25 protein-coding genes are annotated in these 20,457 nt (G+C 65.2%); 10 read left to right on the plus strand and 15 right to left on the minus strand.

The features are described 5' to 3' along the window. The first annotated feature begins 8 nt into the window (after positions 1-8). A complete protein-coding gene (locus QYS36_RS09820; protein WP_308839305.1) occupies positions 9-662 on the plus strand; it encodes an HAD family hydrolase in 654 nt (217 codons plus the stop codon). 469 nt (positions 663-1,131) lie between these two features. On the opposite strand, the gene rbsD is transcribed toward QYS36_RS09820, so the two are convergent. From rbsD to QYS36_RS09850, 6 genes are read right to left on the minus strand one after another with little or no spacing between them, the layout of a single operon-like run. Next, complete coding sequence (gene rbsD / locus QYS36_RS09825) at positions 1,132-1,536, minus strand: D-ribose pyranase (RefSeq protein ID WP_308839306.1); 405 nt, start codon at positions 1,534-1,536, stop codon at positions 1,132-1,134. Then, a complete protein-coding gene (gene rbsK, locus QYS36_RS09830; protein ID WP_308839307.1) occupies positions 1,533-2,441 on the minus strand; it encodes a ribokinase in 909 nt (302 codons plus the stop codon). Before rbsK ends, rbsD begins: the two co-directional genes overlap by 4 nt. A gap of 48 nt (positions 2,442-2,489) precedes the next feature. Then, positions 2,490-3,488: a LacI family DNA-binding transcriptional regulator gene (locus QYS36_RS09835; protein WP_308839308.1), complete on the minus strand. Its 999-nt coding sequence runs from the start codon at positions 3,486-3,488 to the stop codon at positions 2,490-2,492. Between the two features lie 6 nt (positions 3,489-3,494). Next, positions 3,495-4,475, minus strand: coding sequence for an ABC transporter permease (locus QYS36_RS09840; protein WP_308839309.1), 981 nt, complete (start codon positions 4,473-4,475; stop codon positions 3,495-3,497). After that, the gene (locus QYS36_RS09845) at positions 4,472-6,025 is read right to left on the minus strand and encodes a sugar ABC transporter ATP-binding protein (RefSeq protein ID WP_308839341.1); all 1,554 of its coding nucleotides are present in this window, start codon (positions 6,023-6,025) and stop codon (positions 4,472-4,474) included. Before QYS36_RS09845 ends, QYS36_RS09840 begins: the two co-directional genes overlap by 4 nt. Positions 6,026-6,036: 11 nt before the next feature. Next, positions 6,037-6,993, minus strand: a complete 957-nt coding sequence (locus tag QYS36_RS09850) for a sugar ABC transporter substrate-binding protein (protein WP_308839310.1) — start codon at positions 6,991-6,993, stop codon at positions 6,037-6,039. Between the two features lie 270 nt (positions 6,994-7,263). Between QYS36_RS09850 and QYS36_RS09855 the strand changes: the two genes are divergently transcribed. The 3 genes from QYS36_RS09855 to QYS36_RS09865 all read left to right on the plus strand — a co-directional run bounded on the left by QYS36_RS09855 (position 7,264) and on the right by QYS36_RS09865 (position 8,509). Further along, on the plus strand, positions 7,264-7,674 hold the full coding sequence (locus QYS36_RS09855; protein ID WP_308839311.1) for a hypothetical protein: 411 nt from the start codon (positions 7,264-7,266) through the stop codon (positions 7,672-7,674). A gap of 169 nt (positions 7,675-7,843) precedes the next feature. Continuing rightward, on the plus strand, positions 7,844-8,194 hold the full coding sequence (locus QYS36_RS09860; RefSeq protein ID WP_308839312.1) for a DUF2846 domain-containing protein: 351 nt from the start codon (positions 7,844-7,846) through the stop codon (positions 8,192-8,194). Positions 8,195-8,254: 60 nt separating this feature from the next. Further along, positions 8,255-8,509, plus strand: a complete 255-nt coding sequence (locus tag QYS36_RS09865; RefSeq protein ID WP_308839313.1) for a hypothetical protein — start codon at positions 8,255-8,257, stop codon at positions 8,507-8,509. Between the two features lie 16 nt (positions 8,510-8,525). Here QYS36_RS09865 and QYS36_RS09870 read toward each other — a convergent pair whose 3' ends face one another. Together QYS36_RS09870 and pdxY are read right to left on the minus strand one after the other, a co-directional pair. Further along, positions 8,526-8,927: a hypothetical protein gene (locus QYS36_RS09870; protein WP_308839314.1), complete on the minus strand. Its 402-nt coding sequence runs from the start codon at positions 8,925-8,927 to the stop codon at positions 8,526-8,528. Continuing rightward, on the minus strand, positions 8,924-9,802 hold the full coding sequence (gene pdxY, locus QYS36_RS09875; protein WP_308839315.1) for a pyridoxal kinase PdxY: 879 nt from the start codon (positions 9,800-9,802) through the stop codon (positions 8,924-8,926). Before pdxY ends, QYS36_RS09870 begins: the two co-directional genes overlap by 4 nt. Before the next feature lie 128 nt (positions 9,803-9,930). Between pdxY and QYS36_RS09880 the strand changes: the two genes are divergently transcribed. Beyond that, complete coding sequence (locus QYS36_RS09880; RefSeq protein ID WP_374990439.1) at positions 9,931-10,437, plus strand: O-acetyl-ADP-ribose deacetylase; 507 nt, start codon at positions 9,931-9,933, stop codon at positions 10,435-10,437. Position 10,438: 1 nt separating this feature from the next. Here the strand turns inward: QYS36_RS09880 and QYS36_RS09885 are convergent, their stop codons facing one another. The 3 genes from QYS36_RS09885 to QYS36_RS09895 form a co-directional block, all read right to left on the minus strand. Beyond that, positions 10,439-11,410, minus strand: a complete 972-nt coding sequence (locus QYS36_RS09885) for an aldo/keto reductase (RefSeq protein WP_308839317.1) — start codon at positions 11,408-11,410, stop codon at positions 10,439-10,441. 135 nt (positions 11,411-11,545) lie between these two features. Continuing rightward, the gene (locus tag QYS36_RS09890) at positions 11,546-12,331 is read right to left on the minus strand and encodes a sulfite exporter TauE/SafE family protein (RefSeq protein WP_308839318.1); all 786 of its coding nucleotides are present in this window, start codon (positions 12,329-12,331) and stop codon (positions 11,546-11,548) included. Between the two features lie 141 nt (positions 12,332-12,472). After that, positions 12,473-12,919, minus strand: coding sequence for an acetyltransferase (locus QYS36_RS09895; protein ID WP_308839319.1), 447 nt, complete (start codon positions 12,917-12,919; stop codon positions 12,473-12,475). Positions 12,920-13,120: 201 nt separating this feature from the next. On the opposite strand from QYS36_RS09895, the gene QYS36_RS09900 reads away from it, so the two are divergent. Genes QYS36_RS09900 through zapE form a run of 3 tightly spaced genes read left to right on the plus strand, consistent with a single transcriptional unit; the run spans position 13,121 to position 14,804 of the window. Next, entirely contained in the window at positions 13,121-13,498 is a 378-nt protein-coding gene (locus QYS36_RS09900) for a hypothetical protein (protein ID WP_308839320.1), read from the plus strand. Continuing rightward, entirely contained in the window at positions 13,495-13,692 is a 198-nt protein-coding gene (locus QYS36_RS09905) for a helix-turn-helix transcriptional regulator (RefSeq protein WP_308839321.1), read from the plus strand. Before QYS36_RS09900 ends, QYS36_RS09905 begins: the two co-directional genes overlap by 4 nt. Next, complete coding sequence (zapE, locus tag QYS36_RS09910) at positions 13,689-14,804, plus strand: cell division protein ZapE (RefSeq protein WP_308839322.1); 1,116 nt, start codon at positions 13,689-13,691, stop codon at positions 14,802-14,804. Before QYS36_RS09905 ends, zapE begins: the two co-directional genes overlap by 4 nt. A gap of 60 nt (positions 14,805-14,864) precedes the next feature. Here the strand turns inward: zapE and QYS36_RS09915 are convergent, their stop codons facing one another. Further along, positions 14,865-16,040, minus strand: coding sequence for a patatin-like phospholipase family protein (locus QYS36_RS09915; protein ID WP_308839323.1), 1,176 nt, complete (start codon positions 16,038-16,040; stop codon positions 14,865-14,867). 22 nt (positions 16,041-16,062) lie between these two features. Then, entirely contained in the window at positions 16,063-16,983 is a 921-nt protein-coding gene (locus tag QYS36_RS09920) for a lipid A biosynthesis lauroyl acyltransferase (protein WP_308839324.1), read from the minus strand. 229 nt (positions 16,984-17,212) lie between these two features. On the opposite strand from QYS36_RS09920, the gene QYS36_RS09925 reads away from it, so the two are divergent. Together QYS36_RS09925 and QYS36_RS09930 are read left to right on the plus strand one after the other, a co-directional pair. Continuing rightward, positions 17,213-18,394: an acetyl-CoA C-acetyltransferase gene (locus tag QYS36_RS09925; RefSeq protein WP_308839325.1), complete on the plus strand. Its 1,182-nt coding sequence runs from the start codon at positions 17,213-17,215 to the stop codon at positions 18,392-18,394. A gap of 71 nt (positions 18,395-18,465) precedes the next feature. After that, positions 18,466-18,753: a hypothetical protein gene (locus tag QYS36_RS09930; protein ID WP_308839326.1), complete on the plus strand. Its 288-nt coding sequence runs from the start codon at positions 18,466-18,468 to the stop codon at positions 18,751-18,753. Between the two features lie 40 nt (positions 18,754-18,793). Here the strand turns inward: QYS36_RS09930 and QYS36_RS09935 are convergent, their stop codons facing one another. Beyond that, a complete protein-coding gene (locus tag QYS36_RS09935) occupies positions 18,794-19,225 on the minus strand; it encodes a YkvA family protein (protein WP_308839327.1) in 432 nt (143 codons plus the stop codon). Between the two features lie 344 nt (positions 19,226-19,569). Beyond that, complete coding sequence (locus QYS36_RS09940) at positions 19,570-20,307, minus strand: FKBP-type peptidyl-prolyl cis-trans isomerase (RefSeq protein ID WP_308839328.1); 738 nt, start codon at positions 20,305-20,307, stop codon at positions 19,570-19,572. Between the last annotated feature and the right edge of the window lie 150 nt (positions 20,308-20,457).

The following is a 20,457-nucleotide window of genomic DNA, read 5'->3' on the forward strand; positions in this document are numbered from 1 at the left end:
AGACCCTCATGGCCCTGGCAATTTTCGATCTCGACGAAACCCTGATCAACGGCGACTGCGCCAGCCTGTGGAGCGAGCACATGGCCGCCCTGGGCTGGGTCGACGGCGAGAGTTTCATCGCCAAGGACCACCAGCTGATGGCGCTGTACGCCGAAGGCAAACTGGCCATGGAGGACTACATGACCTTCAGCCTGTCGCCGCTGGTGGGGCGCACGCCGGAGGAAGTCGCCTTCGTGGTCGAGCCCTTCGTGGAAGACGTGATCGAGCCGATCTTCTTCAGCGACGCCACCCGCTGCCTGGCCACCCATCGCCAGGCCGGCGACCGCATCCTGATCATTTCCGCCTCGGCGCATTTTCTGGTCAGCGCCATCGCCGAACGCCTCAAGGTCGAAGAGGTGCTGGCCATCGACCTGCACGAGGAATACGGCCATTACAGCGGCAAGACCAGGGGCGTGCTGACCTACCGCGAAGGCAAGGTCACCCGCCTGCATGCCTGGCTCGAAGAACACGGCGAAAGCCTGGACGGCGCCTACTTCTACTCCGACTCACGCAACGACCTGCCGCTGCTGCAACGGGTCGACAAACCCCACGCGGTCAACCCGGACCCGGTGCTGCGCGAGCATGCCGAACGCGAGGGCTGGCCGATACTGAGCTGGAGTTGAGCGCGATAGCAGCAAGGTAGTGAAAGCGGCAGTAAGACTCACACCTGTGGGAGCGGGCCATGCCCGCGAAAATTACGGCATAAATCGTTCCCAAAGGCGTAGGGTGGACGACGCTTCACCTACGCGGCCCGCCCCGTCCACCGCTTTACGATCGCAATGGTGGATGAAAAAAGCGCCATCCACCCTACGTCTACCTGGGATGCGCGCAGATGATGCGTAACCTACGAATGGTGGGAACGGGCGGGGACGCCTAGTTGTTCATGCGCGCGAATCGCGGGCATGGCCCGCTCCCACAATAGATCGCTGAACTGCCGGCAGTCGTAGGGTGGACGACGCCTCACCTACGCGGCCCGACCCGTCCACTGCTCTGCGATCGCAATGGTGGATGAAAAGAGCGTCATCCACCCTACGTCTGCTTCTGCCTTGCAGCAGCCCAGGCGGCGCGTTAAAGAAGATCGTCAACAGCTTCTTAGAACGTCACACCCGCGATCAGCGCAATATTGCTGTACGGCCGGCACTCCCCGGTACGGATCTGCACGCGAGCCTTGGCACAGGCGGCCTTGAGTTCGTCATGGCTGACCAGTTGCCGCTCGCCCAACTCCCCGGCTGCGGTCAGCGCTTCGATGGCCTCGAGCGCCAGGGGCGCGACTTCCAGGGTTTCCCGGGCCAGCAGATGGCCCTGCACCTGCATCTCGCTGAGCACCACTTTCAGGGTAGTGACGAAGTCCGGTACGCCGGCGGTCAGCGCCAGGTCGATGCATGGCGTACCTGCGGGTACCGGCATGCCGGCGTCGCCAATGACGATGATGTCGCCATGGCCCAGGCGAGCGATGGCGGCGGACAATTCGGCGTTGAGCAGGGGCGTCTTCTTCATGCGGGCAACTCGTGGCGATAAGGGATGGAGGGCTGTGCGCCCGGCCGGGTGACGGCCAGGGCGGCGGCTTGCTGGCCGAGGCGGATGGCGCTTTCCAGCGGCAGGCCTTCGGCCAAACCGGCAGCGAAGCCGCCAACGAAGGTGTCACCGGCGGCGGTGGTATCGACCGCCACCACAGGCTCGACCGGCAGGTGCAGATGGCGCTCGCTGTCGGCGTAGAAAACGCCCTGGCTGCCGAGGGTGATCAGTACGCGGCGGGCACCACTGGCCAACAGTTTTTCCGCAGCCTGCAGGGCGCTTTGCGGTGAGTCGACGGCGATGCCGGTCAGCAGCGCGGCTTCGCTCTCGTTGGGAATCAGGTAGTCGATCAGGCTGTACCAGCTTTCCGGCAACGGCCCAACCGCGGGAGCCGGATTGAGGATCACCGTGCGGCCCAGTGCATGAGCGCGCGCCAAGGTGGCCTCGACGGTGGCCATGGGCATTTCCAGCTGGGCGATGACGATATCCGCCGCCGCCAGCAAACCATCATGATCAACCAGGCGCTCAGCGGTCATTTCGCCGTTACCACCCGCCGCGATGACGATGGCGTTCTGGCCGGCGTCGTCGACCAGGATCGTCGCGATGCCGGTGGCTACATCAGGCACCGTCGCCACGCCGCTGCAGTCGATGCCTTCGGCAAGCAGGCCGGCTCGCAGTTCGGCGCCATGGGCGTCGTCGCCCACACAGCCGACCATCGCTACCGTGGCGCCGAGCCGCGCGGCAGCCACCGCCTGGTTGGCGCCCTTGCCGCCCGCCGCGGTAGCAAAACCGTGCCCGGCCAGTGTTTCGCCCGCAACGGGAAAGCGCGGCATGCGGACGATCAGGTCCATGTTCAGGCTGCCCACCACAACTACCTTCGCGTGCATTACCGGTGTTCCTCTACGTCAGCGAAACGCGTGGGCGCTTCGAACTATTCAAGTCAGTGGCGCTGCGCTGGACTCGCGCAACACCAGGGTGGGTTCGATCAGTTGCTGCTCGGCGGCCAGGCCGGGCGTGCGGATACGTGCCAGTAACCGGGCGGCAGCGGTCTCTCCGAGCTGGCCGATGGATTGGCCGACCGTGGTCAATGCCGGGTGCAGGTAGCGGCTGACTTCGATGTCGTCGAAACCCACCACCGAGAGCTGCTGCGGCACGTTCACGTTGCGCTCGGCAGCGGCGCGCAGCACGCCCAGGGCGATCATGTCGTTGCCGGCGAAAATCGCCGTGGGCGCATCATCACCCGCCAGCAGCACCTGGGCAGCGGCGTGCCCGGCGGGGCTGGTAAAAGCGCAATCGACTACCGGCAGCGCCTCGACCTTGGCTTCGGCCAGGGCTCTGCGGTAACCCGCCGCACGCAGCTGCACCACCTGGGTACTGGCCGGCCCACCGATACAGGCGATACGCCGATGGCCGAGCTCGAGAAGATGCCGCGTCGCCAGGTAGGCGCCGCGCTCATGATCCACCTGCACGCGATCGGCCGTTACGCCATCGAGGGAACGGTCGACCAGCATCAGCGGTACTTTCAAACCCGCCAGTGCCTGGGCGAAGGCCGCGTCGCTGGCCACGGTGGCGACGATCAGCCCGTCGATGCGCCGCTCCAGCAACACGCGCAGGTAGCGCAGCTGCTTGTCGATGTCGTCGTCGGAATTGCACAGGATCACGCTGTAGCCGTTGCGCTCGGCGTGGTCCTCGATGCCGCGGGCCAGCTCGGCGAAGTACGGGTTGCTGGCGTTCGGTACCAGCAGGCCGATGGTGCCGGTGGCCCGGACCCTGAGCGAGCGGGCCACGCCGCTGGGCACGTAACCCAGCTCGGCGATGGCCGCCTCGACCTTGCTGCGCACCGGGTCGCTGACCGGCCGGGTGCCGTTCACCACATGGGACACCGTGGTGTAGGAAATACCGGCCCGCGCGGCGACGTCCTTGATGGTGGCCACGACGAATCAGCCCCGGCGCTTGGCGCGATAGCTGCGGTAGGTGTCGAGGATCACCGCAATGACGATCACCGCACCGGTGATGATCCGCTTGGTCGGTTCGGTCGCGCCGATCTGCGCGAGGCCTGCGGCCAGCACGGAAATGATCAGCACGCCAAAGAAGGTGCTGATCACCGAGCCACGGCCGCCCATCAGGCTGGTGCCACCGATGACTACGGCCGCGATCACCTGCAGCTCCAGGCCGGAGCCGGCATTCGGGTCGGCGGCTTCCAGGCGGGAGATCTGGAACAGCGCGGCCAGGCCGGCGAGCAGGCCCATCAGGGCGAACACCGAGATCTTGTAAGGTTTCGGGTTGATGCCGGCCAGGCGTACCGCTTCTTCGTTGGTGCCGATGGCCACCAGGTAGCGGCCGAACACGCTGCGGGTCAACAGCAGGTGCGCGGCAGCGATCACCAGCAAGGCGATCACGAACGACGGCGAGATGCCGGCGGCGAACGGCGTCGACAGCCAGGCGTAGGCGTCGCCGATGTACGCGGTGCGCGAGTCGGTGAGCTGGTAGGCCAGGCCGCGGGCCATCTCCAGCACGCCGAGGGAGACGATGAACGAGGGAATGCCCCAGGCCACGGTGATGATCCCGGTGACGCTGCCGGCCAGTGCTGCACAGGCCATGCCCAGCAATGCTGCCGGCACGATGCCCCAGCCAAAGCCGAGGGTCGCCACGCTGACCACGGCAGCGGCCAGGGCCAGCACCGAACCGACGGACAGGTCGATGCCGCCGATGATCAGGATCAGCGTCATGCCCACCGCCAGCACCATCAGGTCGGGAATCTGGTTGGCCAGGGTGGTGAAGGTCGAGTAGGACAGGAAATGGCTGCTCAGCGATGAGAACAGCACGATCATCGCCAGCAACGCGCCAGCCAGGCCGAGGTAGGTGCCCAGGCCCTGGTGCGTGCCACTGCGCTTGGCGGGCGTGGCGGACGGAGTGGTCATTGGCAAAGCTCCTGTAACGGGGGTGCGACATCGCCGATCAGGGCTTCGCGGCTGCGGTAGCCGGCAAAAGCGGCAGCCAGCAGACGGTCCTGGCTCCAGTCGTCGCGGTCGAATGTTTCGATAAGGCGGCCAGCGGACAGCACGCCGATACGGTCGCAGATCAGCATCAGCTCGCGCAGGTCACTGGACACCACCACGAGCGCCTTGCCCTGGCGGGCCAGCTCACCGAGCAGGCCGTAGATTTCGAACTTGGCGCCGACGTCGATGCCGCGGGTCGGCTCGTCGAACAGCAGCACCTGGCAGTCGCGCTCCAGCCAGCGGCCGATGACCACCTTCTGCTGGTTGCCACCGGACAGTTCAGCCACGGCCTGATGGGGCCCGTTGCAGCGAATGCGCATGGCATCGATCTGCCGCTGCGCCAGTGCCTGCTCCGCCGCCGGGCGCATCACGCCGTGCCGGGAGACCGCCGGCATATTGCCCAGTGCCAGGTTGGCGGCAATCGGCTGGCCGAGCAGCAGGCCTTCGCCCTTGCGGTCTTCGGTGATCAGCGCGATGCCATGGCCTACCGCTTCAGCCGGTGAGCGCACGCGCACCGGCACAGGCGGATTGCCGATGGCCACCTGGCCGCTGTCAGCGCGGTCGGCGCCATAGATCAGCCGCAGCAATTCGGTACGGCCAGCGCCGATCAGCCCGGAAATGCCGTAGATCTCCCCGGCCCGCACACTGAACGACACGTCGTCCACCTTGCCGCGCCGGCTGAGATTGCTGATCTGCAACAGCGGCGCACCAATCTGCCGTTCGCCCAGGTCGATGGCGTCGCCGACATCGCGGCCAACCATCAGGGTGACCAGCTCGTCGCTGCTGTAACGATCGATGGGCTCCACGGCGACCAGTTGGCCGTCACGCAGCACGGCGACGCGCTGCGCCACCTTGGCCAGTTCTTCGAGACGGTGGGAGATATAGACGATGGCCACACCGGCGTCGCGCAGGCGCTGGATCTGCTCGAACAGCAGGTCGACCTCACGGGCGGTGAGCATCGCCGTGGGTTCGTCGAGCACCAGCACGCGGCAATCGCCGATCAGGTTGCGGGCGATCTCGACCATCTGCTGATGGCCGACGCCCAGCGCGGCGACCGGGGTGTCCGGGTCGATAGCCTCCAGGCCGACCCGTGCCATGGCCTCACGCGCCATCTCGCGCAGGCGGCCACGGGCAATCCAGCCGCCACGGCTGGGCAGGTTGTCGAGAAACAGGTTCTCGGCCACGGTCAGGGTCGGCAGCAGGTTGAGCTCTTGCAACACCATGCGCACGCCAAGGCGCTCGGCCTCGCGGCGACTGGCCGGCGCGTAGGGCTGGCCGAGAAAGCTCAGGGAGCCGGTAGTCGGCTGCTCCAGCCCACAGAAAATCTTCGAAAGGGTACTTTTGCCGGCGCCGTTCTCGCCGGTCAGCGCCAGCGCTTCACCGGCGCGCAGCTCCAGCTCGACCCCGCCCAGCACGGGCTGGACGTAGGTCTTGCCGATATTGCGGGCGGCGAGAACGGTCTCGCCGGCCACTACCGCATGGGTCACGGCTTGGTCACGAGTTCGACCGGAGTTTCGATCACGCCGTCTTTCGCGCCGGTGGGCTCACCCTTGACCAGCTTGAGCGCCGCCTCGATGCCGAACACCGCCTGACGCGCGGCGAACTGGTCGGCGGTGGCGAGCACGCGACCGTCCTTGAGCATCGGCTTGATGGCGTTGATGTTGTCGTAACCGACCACCTGCACCTGGTCCTTCTTGCCAGCGGCACGCACGGCAGATACCGCGCCAAGTGCCATGCTGTCGTTGCCGGCCAGCAGCGCTTTCAGATCGGGGTACTCGTTGAGCATGGCCGAGGCCACCGCGTTGCCACGGTCGATTTCCCAGTTGCCGGACTGCACGCCGACGATCTTCATGCCGGCCGCTTCCATGGCGTCCTTGAAGCCCGCGGTGCGCTGCTGGGCGTTGGTGGTGGTGGAAACGCCTTCGATGATGCCGACTTCGTCGCCCGCCTTGAGCTTGTTCTGCGCCAGGTACTCGCCGACCAGGCGCGCGCCCTTGCGGTTGTCCGGGCCTACGAAGGGCACGTCCAGGCCTTTGCTTTTCACCACTTCAGGGTCGAGACGGTTGTCGATATTGACGATCTTGATGCCGGCATCGCTGGCCTTCTTGATCACCGGCACCAGGGCCTTGGAGTCAGCCGGGGCGATCACCAGGGCATCGACCTTGGCAACGATCATCTGCTCGACGATACGGATCTGCGCGGAGGTATCGGTCTCGTCCTTGATGCCGTTGGCGATCAATTCGAACTGCGCAGGGTTTTCTTTCTGGTAGGCCTTGGCGCCATCTTCCATGGTGCGGAAGAACTCGTTGGCGAGGGACTTCATGACCAGCGCAACGCGGGGCGTATCACCTTCGGCGGCATGGGCACTGGAGAAACTGACAAGGGCAGCGGCACCAAGGGCAATGGCGGCGCAGAGCCGGGCAGGACGGAAACCGGACATGGGCGAACTCCATGATTATTGTCGTTGTTATCGATACGCAAACGTTTGCGTGGGCATAAAATTATGAAATGGACAGAGGATTGTCAAATCTTCGCGCATCGCCAATGAGGCCCTGGCCCTGCGCCACTGAAAAACCAGACGTGACCTGCACACTGGTTTGCATGGCGAACTTTTCGCTACCATGGCCGTCAACTTATGCCGCCACTGTGGTTGCAAAGTCAGGGCGCAGCATCGCCCTCCATGGATGTGTCTCGATCAAGGACTATCAGCATGCTTAAAACGCTGTTAATCGGCGCCAGCCTCGCCGGCCTGCTCGCCGGTTGCTCCAACCTCCCCTCCCAACCCCTGGACCAGCGCCTGCTCGGCGAATGGCAAGGCATGCGCGACAAGAATGGTCCGTGCCAGTTCTTCGCTTGGAATTCCAGCTTCGGGGCCGACGGCCGCTTCAAGATCAGCTTCTTTGCCGACGCGCAGAGAACGCGCCTGATCCAGACCGAACAAGGCACCTGGACGGCCCACCACGGCAAGAACCACCTGACCACCGACGGCGTGAAAACCACCGAGGTCTACGACTATCGCTTCGTCGATGCGAACACCGTCGAGTACGTCAACCTCAACGCCGACCCGACCGCCGATTGCCAGGCGGACTACCGCTTTACCGAGCACCGCGTCGGCAGCTGAAATAGCCTGCCGCGCTTCGCATGAGCCTCTGGCTCGATAACCCCTCGTAAGACAGACAAGGATGATGATCGTGTTGAAAAAACTGATGCTCGGCTCTGCCCTACTCGCCTCCCTGGTTCTGACCGGTTGCTCTTCGGTTCCGATGGCACCGGCTGAACAGGACGCCTCCATGAAGCAGTTCAGTGCACCGGCTGCCGACAAGGCAGGCCTGTACATTTACCGCAACAGCTTTGCGGGCAAGGCGTTGAAGAAGAGCGTTTCGCTAGACGGCAAGGTGATTGGCGAGACCGCCAACAAGGTTTATTTCTACAAGGAAATAACGCCTGGAAAACACGTGCTCTCCACCGAGTCGGAGTTCAGCGACAACGCCCTGACCTTCCAGGCCGAGGGCGGCAAGAACTACTTCGTTCGCCAGTACATCAAGATGGGTGTTTTCGTCGGCGGCGCAGGTCTCGAGATGGTCGACGAAGCCGAAGGGATGAAGGGTGTACGCGACTCGAAGCTGGCGATCTCCCAGTAAATCCTCAAGCAAGGTTCACCAGACAGCCCGGTGAACCTTGTGCTGCTCAAGGAAGAACGCATGAAACGCCTCACCGCCGTATTGATCACCAGCGCCCTGCTCACCGGCTGCATGACCTTGTCCGGCACCTACCAGCTGTCGCTGCAGGATGCCAAAGGCCAGCCGCTGGCCCAGAACATGACCATGGTCGCCGAAGGCAGCGGCATCTACACCGTGCGCAATGCCATGTGCTCGGCCCATCCGGACGCCACGGTGATCATCCGCGACCTCAACAGCGGCGAAGAGCTGAAGAGCGAAAGCCCGCACAAGTGCTGACGGGCAACGCGGTGGGTCATTGGATATTGATGCGGTATTCGACGGCGCGCCGCTCTTTGCCACCATGCAAAGAGGAAAACACCACCGAGTCCTCCCCTGCCTTGTCGCCCGCCAGGTAGACGAAGCGGTCGACCTTGGCGATATCCCCGGCGACCTTGTACTCACGCTTCCAGCGGCCCAGCCTGGGCGTGCTGTTACCCATTTTTTCCACTGGCACCCACAGCTCCATGCGCGTCTTGCGCCCCTCCTCGCTGAGTTGATCGAGGATCACGCAGCGCTCGCCCGGTTTGACCCGCACCGGGATCACCAAATTGCCATAGGTCTGGTCGCGAACCGCCGCCGCCGTATCCACCTCGCAGGCCATGCTCTGCACGCTGCTCAGCAGCAGCGCCGCTGCACACCAGGTATATCCGTTCATGGGCTCACCACTTCGCTGGCCGCATAGCGCTGCGCTGGCTCGACGATCTGCTCCTGAGCCCTGACCAGCGGCAGGTCACGGGAGCCTTCGGCAGTGGCCCCTACCAGGGCGTAAAGCGTTGCAGTGGCCAGCTCCAGCGCTTGCGGCAAAGCGTGGCCCGATAGCAGGCGCGCCAGCAAGGTGGCCGAGAATACATCGCCCATGCCGTTGGGCAGCGGATGCAGCGTCAGACGCGGCGTGTTGACCAACCAGGCGCCCTCGCCATTGACCGCCAGGGTGCACAGCTGGTCCGCCGGGATGTCCGGGGTGGCCAGGCTGGTGACCACCACCACGTCGGGGCCGCGACCACGCAGTTGGCGCGCCGCCCGCACGGCCTCGTCGACGCTGTCGAGTTTGCTGCCAGTGAGCAGCTCGAACTCGAACTGGTTGGGGGTGATGATGTTGGCGCAGGGAATCGCCAGGTTACGCAGGAAATCCGGGATCGCCGCATTGACGAACACGCCGCGGCCGACATCGCCCATCACCGGATCGCAGAGGTAGCGCACGCCCGGGTTGTCACGGCGGATCTCGTCCACCGCCTCGAGGATCACCGCGCCGATCGCGGCATCGCCGAGATAGCCGGAGAGCACCGCCGAAACCTTCGACAGCACGCCGCGATCACGCAAACCGGCAAGCACTTCACGGATATGCTCGGCATCGAACACCTGGCCGCGGAACTGCCCATAGCCGGTGTGGTTGGAGAACTGCACCGTGTGCACCGGCAGCACTTCGAAGCCCAGGCGCTGCAGCGGGAACACCGCGGCGTCGTTGCCGACGTGGCCAAGGGCGACGTGGGACTGGATGGATAGCACCAGAGGTGAAGAGGTAGCGCTCATGGGAAGGCGGGTTCCTGTCATGGACGGCGCAAGGCCAATGCCGGCATTATTCGCCAATCACCCCAGAGATTCCACGGCAAACGGAGTGCCCATGCGCCACACCGGGAGCGCTACCAATGACCGCTGATATGCAAGCCATCCAGGCCGATATCACCACGCTGCAGGTCGATGCCATCGTCAATGCCGCCAATTCCTCGCTGCTCGGCGGCGGCGGCGTGGACGGCGCCATTCACCGCGCCGCAGGCCCCGAGCTGCTGCACGAGTGCCGGCTGCTCGGGGGCTGCAAGACTGGCGAGGCCAAGCGGACGCGGGGCTACCGATTGCCAGCCGCGTCCATCATTCATACCGTGGGGCCGGTCTGGCGTGGCGGCGATCAGGGCGAAGCCGCCCTGCTCAGCGCCTGCTACCGCAACTCATTGCGCGTGGCCGAGCAAGGCGGCGCCCGTTCCATCGCCTTCCCGAGCATCAGCAGCGGCATCTACGGCTACCCCATCGAGGCGGCTGCGCGCCTGGCCGTGGCTACCGTACGTGAGGCACTGGCTCAGCATCCGGGCATCGACAGGGTGCTGTTCTGCTGCTTCTCGGCCAGCGACCTGGCGGTCTACCAGCAGGCGCTGGCCGAGCAGCAGGGCTGAATCAGCACGGCAGCGGCGCATTCTCGGGCAGCATGCCCTGCTCGCGCAGCGCCTGCCAGAAGGCTGCTGGAATGCGCGCCTGCAGCTGAGCGACGTACTGCGCCGGGCGAGCCGGTGTGGCGCTGCCGGGAATGACCGCGCGCACCACCGGATGGGCCAGGCAGAACTGCAGCGCTGCCGCGCGGATATCGACTCCGAATTGCTCGCCCAGCGCGCGCAGCCGCTCGGTCTTGCGGCGCACCGCTTCGGGAATGCGGTCGTATTCGAAGTGCTCACCGCCGGCCAGCACCCCCGAGTTGAACGGCCCGCCGACCACGATGCCAACGTCACGCCGGGCGCATTCGGGAAACAGGGTTTCCAGGGCTTCGTGGTGATCGAGCAAGGTGTAGCGGCCGGCCAGCAGGAACACGTCCGGGTCGGCCTGCTCCAGCGCCAGGCGGCAGGGTTCGACCAGGTTCACGCCCAGCCCCCAGCCACCGATCATGCCCTCCTCGCGCATGCGCGTGAGCGCCACTGCCGCGCCCTGCATGGCCTCGGCGAAGTAGTCGCGCCACTTGGGGCCATGCTGGTCTGCGGAAACGTCGTGGATGAACACCAGGTCCAGTCGGTCCACGCCGAGGCGCTCCAGGCTGCTCTCGATGGAGCGACGGGCACCGTCGGCCGAGTAATCGATCACCCGCCGGTTGGCCAGCTCATGGGTGAAGGGCTTGGCGTTCTCGGGCTGGTCGGCTGGCTGCAACAGCCGGCCGACCTTGCTGCTCAGCACGAATTCGTCGCGCGGCTTGCCGCCAAGGAATTTTCCGAAGCGCTGTTCCGATAACCCGGCGCCATAATGGGGAGAGGTGTCGTAGTAACGAATGCCGGCCTGCCAGGCGGCTTCCAGGGTCGCCTGGGCCTGCTCTTCGGGCACCGCCTGGAACATGTTGCCGAGCGGCGCGCCACCGAAACCGAGGGTTGGGAGCTGGATGCGCATGCTGCCTCCTGATCGTGGGTGTGTCTGTTGGGGACAGACGCCCGCCGTCATTCGTTCGGCCTTTCCGCCAGGCAGCCACCCCGGCATCCGCGCTCCACGCTTGCAGGAATGCCACTCATGCCCTGATCAGGCGGCTCAGAACGCCAGTTTGTAGCCGATCACCATCAGCATGATCGCCAGGAACGGGCGCAACAGGTTGTCGGACACGCGTCCCGACAGGTGGCTGCCAAAGAAGATGCCCGGCAGCGAGCCCAGCAGCAGGTAGCCCAACACCCCCCAGTCCAGGTTGCCGAGGCCGGCATGGCCAAGGCCGGCCACCAGGGTCAGCGGCACGGCATGGGCGATCTCGGTACCCACCAGGCGGCGTGTGGGCATCAGCGGGTAAAGCAGGAACAGCGCCACGGTACCCAGGGCACCGGCGCCGATGGAGGTCAGGGTGACCATGAAACCCAGCACCAGGCCGACCACCACGGTCAGCCCATTGAGGCGCCCGGGGCTGAAGTGGAAACCGTCCCCGGCATGCCGGCTGGCGAAGGCGAACAGCTGCTTCTTGAACAGGATCGCCGTGGCAGTGAGCAGCAGCACGATGCCCAGCGCATGCCTGATCAATTGATTGGTGGCGTGCTGATCGCCCGGGATCAGGGTCAGCGCCAGCAGCGTCAGCAAGGCGGCCGGCACGCTGCCGGCGGCCAGCCAGGCGGTCACCGACCAGTCAATATTGCGGTTGCGCTGGTGAACGAACACTCCACCAGCCTTGGTGATCGCCGCGTACAACAGGTCGGTGCCCACCGCCGCCGCAGGGCTGATGCCGAACCACAGCAGGATGGGCGTCATCAGCGAACCGCCGCCCACGCCCGTCATGCCGACGATAAAGCCAACCACCAGCCCCGCGACGACGAAGCCCAAACCGCCAAAATCCATACCTGCCCCAATTGCCGTTGTCGGCTCATTTGCCAGCGGCGCAGGATAACCATCTGGAGCGAAAGGACATATACCGAGTAAGAATTTGCTTATAACAGTTATATCGATCCGGGTTCACGACACCCGGCTGCCTGTCGATGCTCAGGCCGTGCCGCCCCGATACGCCATGTGAATCAGCGGAAACGGCCGCCCTTCGCCATCGCTTTCGCTGCGCCCGGTGTCCTGGAAGCCGTAGCGGCGATAGAAGCCGTGAGCAGCCGGGTTCTGTTCGTTGACGTCCACGGTCAGTGGCCCGCAGCGTTCGCGGGCGTCATCCAGCAGGCGCGAACCCACACCCTGGCCATGGCAATCGGGGTCGACGAAAAGCATTTCCACATGGCTACCGGTGAGGCCGATGAAGCCAAGTATCCGCTGGCTTTCGGCCACGCACACATGCACCGCCACCGCAGGCAGGTACAGCTCGCCCACCTGGCGATGCAGCCGCTGGATGTCAGCCGCACTCAGAAAGCCGTGGGTAGCCACTACCGCGCGGTGCCAGATGGCCAGCAGCTCGGCATCATCGGTGAGTTGGCGTGGGCGAATGAGCATCAGCTGACTCCTCGGTAACGGGGCACGCAGCCTACCCGTGGGCGGTGCATATCGGCAACGCTGGCCAGCCGATGCCGACCGGCGCCCTGGGCGGGTTTGCGCGTGGCGCGGAGATTGCCGCGACCCGCCATGTAAAGTTTGCTTGACCAAGCAATCGCCCCGCCATAATGTAAAGCTAACTTTCCATTTCGAGTAAGCCCAATGACTGACTCCAAACGCTTCGTGGTGCATTTCAGCCTGGCAATAACAGCTTACGTCGTTGCCGTGGCGATCAGCAGCCTGGCCCAGACGCTGATGCCGCCAAGCGCGTTGCGCACGCTGTGTGCGCTGATCCCCGTGGTGCCGATGGTCGTCGTGGCCGTCACGGTAATCCGCCAGATCCGCCAGCTCGACGAACTGGCCCGGGCGATCCATCTGGAAGCCCTGGCCTTGGCGTTCGTCGGCACGGCACTGATCACCTTCAGCTATGGCTTCCTGGAGACCGCTGGTTTTCCGCGTCTGTCGATGTTTTTCGTGTGGCCGCTGCTCGCCGCCCTCTGGGGCTTCGGCGCGTGGCTCGGCTGGAGGCGCTACCGGTGATCAACCTGGTGCGTGAATTGCGCAATGGGCAGGGCTGGTCCCAGGCCGAACTGGGTGAACGCCTGGGCGTGTCGCGGCAGACGGTGAATGCCATCGAAACCGGGCGCTATGATCCCAGCCTGCCCCTGGCCTTCAAGATTGCCCGTCTGTTCGAACGCCCTATCGAAGCCATCTTCCAGGCGCCAGACGCATGAGCCGCAACGCACACCCGCCGCTGCAGGCCTATCGCCTCGCCGTCGAACAGCAGGGCTTCGTCAGCGACGCCGCTCAACAGCGGGCGGCCGAGCAGTTGCAGGGCTGCTACGAGGCCCTGCATGGTGGCGGCTTGGCGAAGGGGGTGTACCTCTGGGGCCCGGTCGGGCGTGGCAAAACCTGGCTGATGGACAGCTTTTATGACGCGCTGCAGGTACCCGCCCGGCGCCAGCATTTCCACCACTTCATGGGCTGGGTGCATCGCCGCCTGTTCGAGCTGACCGGCACCGCCGAGCCGTTGCAGGTATTGGCCCGGGAGCTGGGCAAAGAAATCCGTGTGCTGTGCTTCGACGAATTGTTCGTCAGTGATATCGGCGACGCCATGCTGCTGGGGCGCCTGTTCCGCTCGCTGTTCGCCGAAGGCGTGGTGCTGGTCGCCACCTCCAACCAGCCGCCGGAACAACTGTACGCCGGCGGCCATAATCGCGAGCGTTTCCTGCCCGCCATCGACGCCCTGCTGCAGCACATGCAGGTGGTGCCGGTGGATGGCCAGCAGGATCACCGCCAGCACCCCGGCCAGGTGCGGCAACGCTACTGGGTTCGCCAGGCAGGCCAGCAAAGCGCTCTGCCCGCGGTGTTCGCCTCGCTGAGCGAGGGCGAGCCTGCCAGCCATGAACCGCTGGCCATCAACCACCGGCTGATCGCTGTGCAGTGCCACAGCCGGGCCGTCCTGTATTGCAGCTTCGAGCAGCTGTGCGGGCAGCCTCTCTACGCTCAGGATTTCATCCTGTTGTGTGATCGCTTCAAGGCCATTTTGCTGGGTGATGTGCCCGCCCTCAGCGCCCAACAGCAACCTGCCAGGATCGCCCGCGGCACCGAGGACGCCGCCGAGCGGGTGGTTGCCGGTGACCGCCAGCTGCCGGCGCTGTCTGTTCACGACAATGCCGTAAGGCGCTTCATTGCCCTGGTGGACGAGTGCTACGACCGCCGCGTGCCGCTATATCTGGAGGCCTCGGTCGCGCTGGACGCGCTGTACACCGAGGGCTATCTGGGCTTTGCGTTCCGCCGCACCCTGAGCCGCCTGCAGGAAATGCAGCTGCAGCGCTTCGGCTGAAAGCCCGTGCATTCAGAGAGGTAGCCTGGGTGGAGCGCAGCGATACCCAGGATCGACGGCTCAGGCAGGCACGAGCCCGAGAAACGCCTGGATCTGCGCCTTCTTGGCAATCGCGTCCTGGTAGCCCAGCTCGATCAGCTCGCTGCAATAACCCGGCTCGAACAGCAGGTAGCTGAGCACCCCGCCACCCCCGTCGCGGGTCGCGCCCGGGCCGCGCAGGAACAGACGCAGCGCCGCCGGCATCTCCCGGCGATGGCGGGCGGCGATCACGTCCAGTGGCTGGCTCGGCGAGATCACCAACACTTCCACCGGGGTGAGCCCGTAGGTGCGGCTGCGCTGCTCGGCCGGCACCAGGCGGCCGAGCTGATTGAGGCGTTCGAGCAACTCGATATCGCTTTCCACGTTGTCGATAAAGGTGCTGTTGAGCATGTGCCCGGCAATCTGCGCCAGGCTCGGCTGCACCCCACCGGGCACCGGCACGGGCGCGCCGCCGGCCTGGTTGCCGACCGGGTTGCCGCTGACGCCCACCACCAGCACCTTGGTCGCGCCCAGGTGCAGTGCCGGGCTGATCGGCGCCATCTGCCGTACCGCGCCGTCGCCAAAGTACTCGCGGTTGATCTTTACCGGTTCGAAGATCAGCGGAATCGCCGTGCTGGCCAACAGGTGCGGCAGCGCCAGGCGCGTCGGCACGCCGACCCGGCGATGCCGGAACCAGGGGTCGATGGTGGCCCGGCCCTGATAGAAGGTCACCGCCTGGGCCGACTCGTAGCCGAACGCGGTCACCGCCACGGCGCGCAACTGGCGGTGGCGAACCGCGGCGGCGATGCCGGAAAAATCCAGCTCGCGCTCGAGCAGCCTGGCCAGCGGCGAGCTGTCGAGCAGCGCTACCGGTACCTGCTTGCCCAGGCCGAGCATGCTGTGGCCGATGAAACGGCTGGCCTGGCGCAGCACACCAGGCCAGTCGCTGCGGTACACCTGATCGGTATGGAAGCTGCGCCACACGCTGCCCAGGCGCTTGACCGCCTCGCGAAAGTGCAGCGCGCCGCAGGCCAGGCCCACGGCGTTGATGGCCCCCGCCGAGGTGCCGACGATGACCGGAAAGGGATTGTGCGACGACTCCTCGGGCAGCAGCTCGGCGATCGCCGAGAGCACACCGACCTGGTACGCGGCCCGAGCGCCACCGCCTGAAAGGATGAGCCCGGTAGTGGCCGGGTGGCCGGTAGCGTCCTGCTTCATTCGTCGATTCCGCTGCGGGTGGTCAGTAGAGTTTAGGCTCGCCTGGTGGGCGAGTCTTGAAGCGCCGGTGTGCCCACAGGTACTGCTCGGGGCACGTGACAATGGCCTGCTCGACCCACTGGTTGACCCGCAGGCAGTCGGCCTCTTCGTTCTCGCCGGGAAAATCCGTCAGCGGCGGATGGATGGTCAGCCGATACCCCGCACCATTGGGCAGGCGCATCTGGGTGAACGGCAGCACGATGGCACGCCCCAGGCGGGCGAACTTGGTGGTGGCGGTAACGGTCGCCGCCTGGATGCCGAACAGCGGCGCGAACAGGCTCTGCTTGCGGCCGTAGTCCTGGTCCGGTGCGTACCAGATCGCCCGGCCGGCGCGCAGCACCTTGATCATCGCCCGCACGTCCTCACGCTCGATGGCAGTGGCATCCAGGTTGTGGCGTTCACGGCCGCGGCGCTGCACGAAATCGAACACCGGGTTGCGGTGTTCGCGGTACATGCCGTCGATGGTGTGCACCTGGCCGAGCAAGGCGGCGCCGATTTCCAGGGTGGTGAAGTGCACGGCCATGAGGATCACGCCCTGGCCTTGCGCCTGGGCCTGCTGCAGGTGCTCGATACCCTCGATATGGGCCAGGCGGGCGAGCTTGTGGCGCGGCCACCACCAGCTCATGGCCATCTCGAAGAAGGCGATGCCGGTGGAGGCGAAATTTTCCTTGAGCAGGCGCTTGCGCTTTTCCGCCGGCATTTGCGGGAAGCACAATTCCAGGTTGCGCGTGGCGATACGCCGACGCGCGCCGGCCAGGTGATACATCAGCCAGCCCAGGCCACGGCCCAGGCGCAGCAGTGCGCCATAGGGCAGCTGCACGGTCAGCCACAGCAGGCCAAGCCCGGCCCAGAGTGGCCAGAACCGCGGGTGAAGAAAGCTGCGACGAAAAACGGGACGATCCATTGACGATCCTGGATGGCGGTCAAAGCCGCCTAGTCTAACAGCACGTTCGCCGCTCTCGGGAGTGATGCGCCACGCGCCTTGCGGCGGCCAGGCGTTGCACGACCCTAGCATGCAGCGCCGCAGGCGGCACGCCGCCAACGCGCGCAACCGGGCTTGCATGGCGCTGGCCCCGGCGTCAGGATCGTAATCCGCGAATAACAATACCCGTGCCCACGGCCAGGAGAATGCCATGCAAGAAGTCGTCATCGTCGCCGCCACCCGTACCGCCATCGGCAGCTTCCAAGGGGCGCTGGCGGACGTGCCGGCCACCGACCTGGGCGCTGCGGTGATCCGCCGCCTGCTCGAGCAGACCGGCCTGGACGGCGCGCAGGTCGACGAAGTGATCCTTGGTCATGTGCTGACCGCCGGCGTCGGGCAGAACAGCGCCCGCCAGGCCGCGATCAAGGCCGGCCTGCCCCATGCCGTGCCGGCGCTGACCCTCAACAAGGTCTGCGGCTCGGGCCTCAAGGCCCTGCACCTGGGTGCCCAGGCGATCCGCTGTGGCGATGCCGAGGTGATCATCGCCGGCGGCATGGAGAACATGAGCCTGGCGCCCTACGTGCTGCCCAAGGCGCGCACCGGGCTGCGCATGGGCCACGGGCAACTGGTCGATACGATGATCAGCGACGGCCTGTGGGATGCCTTCAACGACTACCACATGGGCATCACCGCCGAGAACCTGGTGGAGAAATACGCGATCAGCCGCGAAGACCAGGATGCCTTTGCCGCCGCCTCCCAGCAGAAGGCCATCGCCGCCATCGAGGCCGGGCGCTTCGCCGATGAAATCACTCCGATCCTGATTCCCCAGCGCAAGGGTGAGCCCCTCGCCTTCGCCACCGACGAACAGCCGCGCGCCGGCACCACGGCCGAAACCCTGGGCAAACTCAAGCCCGCCTTCAAGAAGGATGGCAGCGTCACCGCCGGCAACGCCTCGAGCCTCAACGACGGCGCCGCCGCGGTGCTGCTGATGAGCGCGAGCAAAGCAGCAGCGCTGGGGCTGCCGGTGCTGGCGCGCATCAAGGCCTATGCCAATGCCGGCGTCGACCCGGCGATCATGGGCATCGGCCCGGTGTCGGCCACCCGCCGCAGCCTGGAGAAGGCCGGCTGGACGCTCGACCAGTTGGACCTGATCGAAGCCAACGAAGCCTTCGCCGCCCAGGCGCTGTCGGTCGGCAAGGAGCTGGGCTGGGACGCCAGCCGCGTCAACGTCAACGGCGGCGCCATCGCCCTCGGCCACCCGATTGGCGCCTCGGGCTGCCGGGTATTGGTCACCCTGCTGCACGAAATGCTCAAGCGTGACGCCAAGAAAGGCCTGGCGACCCTGTGCATCGGTGGTGGTCAGGGCGTGGCGCTGCTGCTCGAACGCAGCTGAAAACGGTGCGGCCCGGCCAGCTGCTGGGCCTGATCCGCGATACGACAAGCCTTCTTGCGATGAGACCGCCGATGAGCGACCGCCTGCACTACCTGTTCGCCGAATGCCGCAAACGCTGTGCGCAGCGCCCGGAGGTCACGGCCATCGTGCTGTTCGCGCTGCTCTGCGAGGACGACGACGTGGTGTACCTGGAAATCCGCTACATCGACTACGCCAGCGGCCTGGCGGAAGGCGATCACCTGTGGCTGTCGCTCGAGGAAGCCAAGCAAGACCTGCTCGACGACCATGGCATTACCGAGCAAGACTGGCGCCCACTGTCTGCACGGGAAATCGCCCGCATAGACCGCACCATCGAATAAGAGCGGGCTCAGCGCCCGCCACTGAGCTGCGCAACGTTGCTCAGGTAACCCGTTCGGCCACCGGCAGTTTGGCGATGGCTTCGCGGGTTTCCCGGTCCTGGGCGTCGCGCCAGGTACGGAAGGCTTCCAGCTCACCGCCCCAGGTCTTCATTACCCAGGCCAATACCGCCAGGTCATCGATCAGGCCCAGGCCGGGAATGAAATCGGGAATGGCGTCGAGCGGCGATACGAAATAGATCAGCCCGGCGACGATGGCCACCAGGGCCTGCGGGTTGATCGCCCGGTAGCTGCCTCGCCACCAGGCCACGCACAGCTCCTGCAGCAGGCCCAGATCGCCCCTCAACGACGACAGGCTGCGCGCGCCACCGCCACTCTTGCGGGTTACCGCCAGCAGCAAGGCCGGTAGCCGCCCACGTTTGAGAAAGCGCTGCGCGATGGGCAGGTAACGGGCGAAATTCCACGGTGCTTTCATGACCACTCCTCGTCAGCCCGCATGGCTGCTGGGCTGTCTGTGGTTATCCACCATAGCTGTGGATAACCTTGTGAACAGTTATGGGATTAGCTTACCAAAGCCCCCTGGGATGCGGCCTTGCCACAGATCGGACATTTTTTATCCAGCCGATAAAACCCTGCTAAATCAATCAGTTAAAAAAATCAAAAGATTTCGTAAAAAAACTGACCAACTGAATAAGAAGCTTTGACGCAGTGTGCATAACCAGTCTGTCAAGGTCTTGCATTCAGCTCGATTTGCGATTAGGCAGGGCTCGAAAACGACAACGCCCCGGCAAGCGGGGCGTTGTTTCAAGCAGCGAGTGCTTACTGGGCTGGCGCGGCTTCAGGAGCAGCCTGCTCTTGAGCAGCCTTGTCCTTGATCCCGATCAGCTCGAGGTCGAACACCAGTACCGAGTTGGCCGGAATGGCCGGGCTCGGGCTCTGGGCGCCGTAGGCCAGCTCGGCCGGGATGTACAGTTTGACCTTTTCGCCAACGTGCATCAGTTGCAGGCCTTCGACCCAACCCGGGATCACGCCGCCAACCGGCAGGTCGATCGGCGTGCCACGCTCGATGGAGCTGTCGAATACGGTGCCGTCAGTCAGCTTGCCTTCGTAGTGAACGGTAACCACGTCATCAGCCTTGGGCTGAGGGCCGTCGGCTTTCTTGACCACTTCGTACTGCAGGCCGGAAGCGGTGGTGGTGACGCCGTCACGCTTGCCGTTCTCTTCGAGGAATTTCTTGCCGGCTGCTTCGGCTTCTTCGTTCATCTTGGTCATGCGCTCTTCGGCACGCTTCTGCAGAGAGGCGAAGGCCTCGATCAGCTCTTCGTCCTTCAGGCGCTGCTCTTTCTTGCCGATGGCGTCTTCGATGCCCTGGGCAACGGCGTTCGGATCGAGGTCGTCCATACCTTCCTGAGCCAGGCTCTTGCCCATGTTCAGACCGATACCGTAGGACGCCTTCTGCGCCGGAGTCTCCAGTTTTACGTCGCTGGTTTGCGAGTCACAACCGGCGAGCACCAGGCCCACCAGGGCGATCGCTGCTGCCAAACGATGCTGTTTCATGCTGATTCCTTGTCCGCTGCGCCCTAGGGCTATCGAGTGAAGGCGCGAGCTTAGGGTGTGTGAGTGTATCAACGCAAGCCGCGGCGCTTGGAATTACCCAGGCAGATCACGCGTACTCTGCGAGAAATGGCGAGCGGTGGCGAAAAGCCG

The organism is Pseudomonas sp. G34 (genome assembly GCF_031119625.1).
Classification (GTDB): Bacteria; Pseudomonadota; Gammaproteobacteria; order Pseudomonadales; family Pseudomonadaceae; genus Aquipseudomonas.

Coding starts and splice junctions, on each gene's coding strand:
- QYS36_RS09885 (WP_308839317.1), bottom strand. CDS start 11,410: ATGCGCATCCAGCTCCCAACCCTCGGTTTCGGTGGCGCGCCGCTCGGC.
- QYS36_RS09915 (WP_308839323.1), bottom strand. CDS start 16,040: ATGAAGCAGGACGCTACCGGCCACCCGGCCACTACCGGGCTCATCCTT.
- QYS36_RS09870 (WP_308839314.1), bottom strand. CDS start 8,927: ATGAACGGATATACCTGGTGTGCAGCGGCGCTGCTGCTGAGCAGCGTG.
- QYS36_RS09840 (WP_308839309.1), bottom strand. CDS start 4,475: ATGACCACTCCGTCCGCCACGCCCGCCAAGCGCAGTGGCACGCACCAG.
- QYS36_RS09900 (WP_308839320.1), top strand. CDS start 13,121: ATGACTGACTCCAAACGCTTCGTGGTGCATTTCAGCCTGGCAATAACA.
- QYS36_RS09940 (WP_308839328.1), bottom strand. CDS start 20,307: ATGAAACAGCATCGTTTGGCAGCAGCGATCGCCCTGGTGGGCCTGGTG.
- QYS36_RS09920 (WP_308839324.1), bottom strand. CDS start 16,983: ATGGATCGTCCCGTTTTTCGTCGCAGCTTTCTTCACCCGCGGTTCTGG.
- QYS36_RS09890 (WP_308839318.1), bottom strand. CDS start 12,331: ATGGATTTTGGCGGTTTGGGCTTCGTCGTCGCGGGGCTGGTGGTTGGC.
- QYS36_RS09865 (WP_308839313.1), top strand. CDS start 8,255: ATGAAACGCCTCACCGCCGTATTGATCACCAGCGCCCTGCTCACCGGC.
- QYS36_RS09860 (WP_308839312.1), top strand. CDS start 7,844: ATGAAGCAGTTCAGTGCACCGGCTGCCGACAAGGCAGGCCTGTACATT.
- QYS36_RS09820 (WP_308839305.1), top strand. CDS start 9: ATGGCCCTGGCAATTTTCGATCTCGACGAAACCCTGATCAACGGCGAC.
- QYS36_RS09895 (WP_308839319.1), bottom strand. CDS start 12,919: ATGCTCATTCGCCCACGCCAACTCACCGATGATGCCGAGCTGCTGGCC.
- rbsK (WP_308839307.1), bottom strand. CDS start 2,441: ATGCACGCGAAGGTAGTTGTGGTGGGCAGCCTGAACATGGACCTGATC.
- zapE (WP_308839322.1), top strand. CDS start 13,689: ATGAGCCGCAACGCACACCCGCCGCTGCAGGCCTATCGCCTCGCCGTC.
- QYS36_RS09930 (WP_308839326.1), top strand. CDS start 18,466: ATGAGCGACCGCCTGCACTACCTGTTCGCCGAATGCCGCAAACGCTGT.
- QYS36_RS09855 (WP_308839311.1), top strand. CDS start 7,264: ATGCTTAAAACGCTGTTAATCGGCGCCAGCCTCGCCGGCCTGCTCGCC.
- QYS36_RS09880 (WP_374990439.1), top strand. CDS start 9,931: ATGCAAGCCATCCAGGCCGATATCACCACGCTGCAGGTCGATGCCATC.
- QYS36_RS09925 (WP_308839325.1), top strand. CDS start 17,213: ATGCAAGAAGTCGTCATCGTCGCCGCCACCCGTACCGCCATCGGCAGC.
- QYS36_RS09850 (WP_308839310.1), bottom strand. CDS start 6,993: ATGTCCGGTTTCCGTCCTGCCCGGCTCTGCGCCGCCATTGCCCTTGGT.
- rbsD (WP_308839306.1), bottom strand. CDS start 1,536: ATGAAGAAGACGCCCCTGCTCAACGCCGAATTGTCCGCCGCCATCGCT.
- pdxY (WP_308839315.1), bottom strand. CDS start 9,802: ATGAGCGCTACCTCTTCACCTCTGGTGCTATCCATCCAGTCCCACGTC.
- QYS36_RS09935 (WP_308839327.1), bottom strand. CDS start 19,225: ATGAAAGCACCGTGGAATTTCGCCCGTTACCTGCCCATCGCGCAGCGC.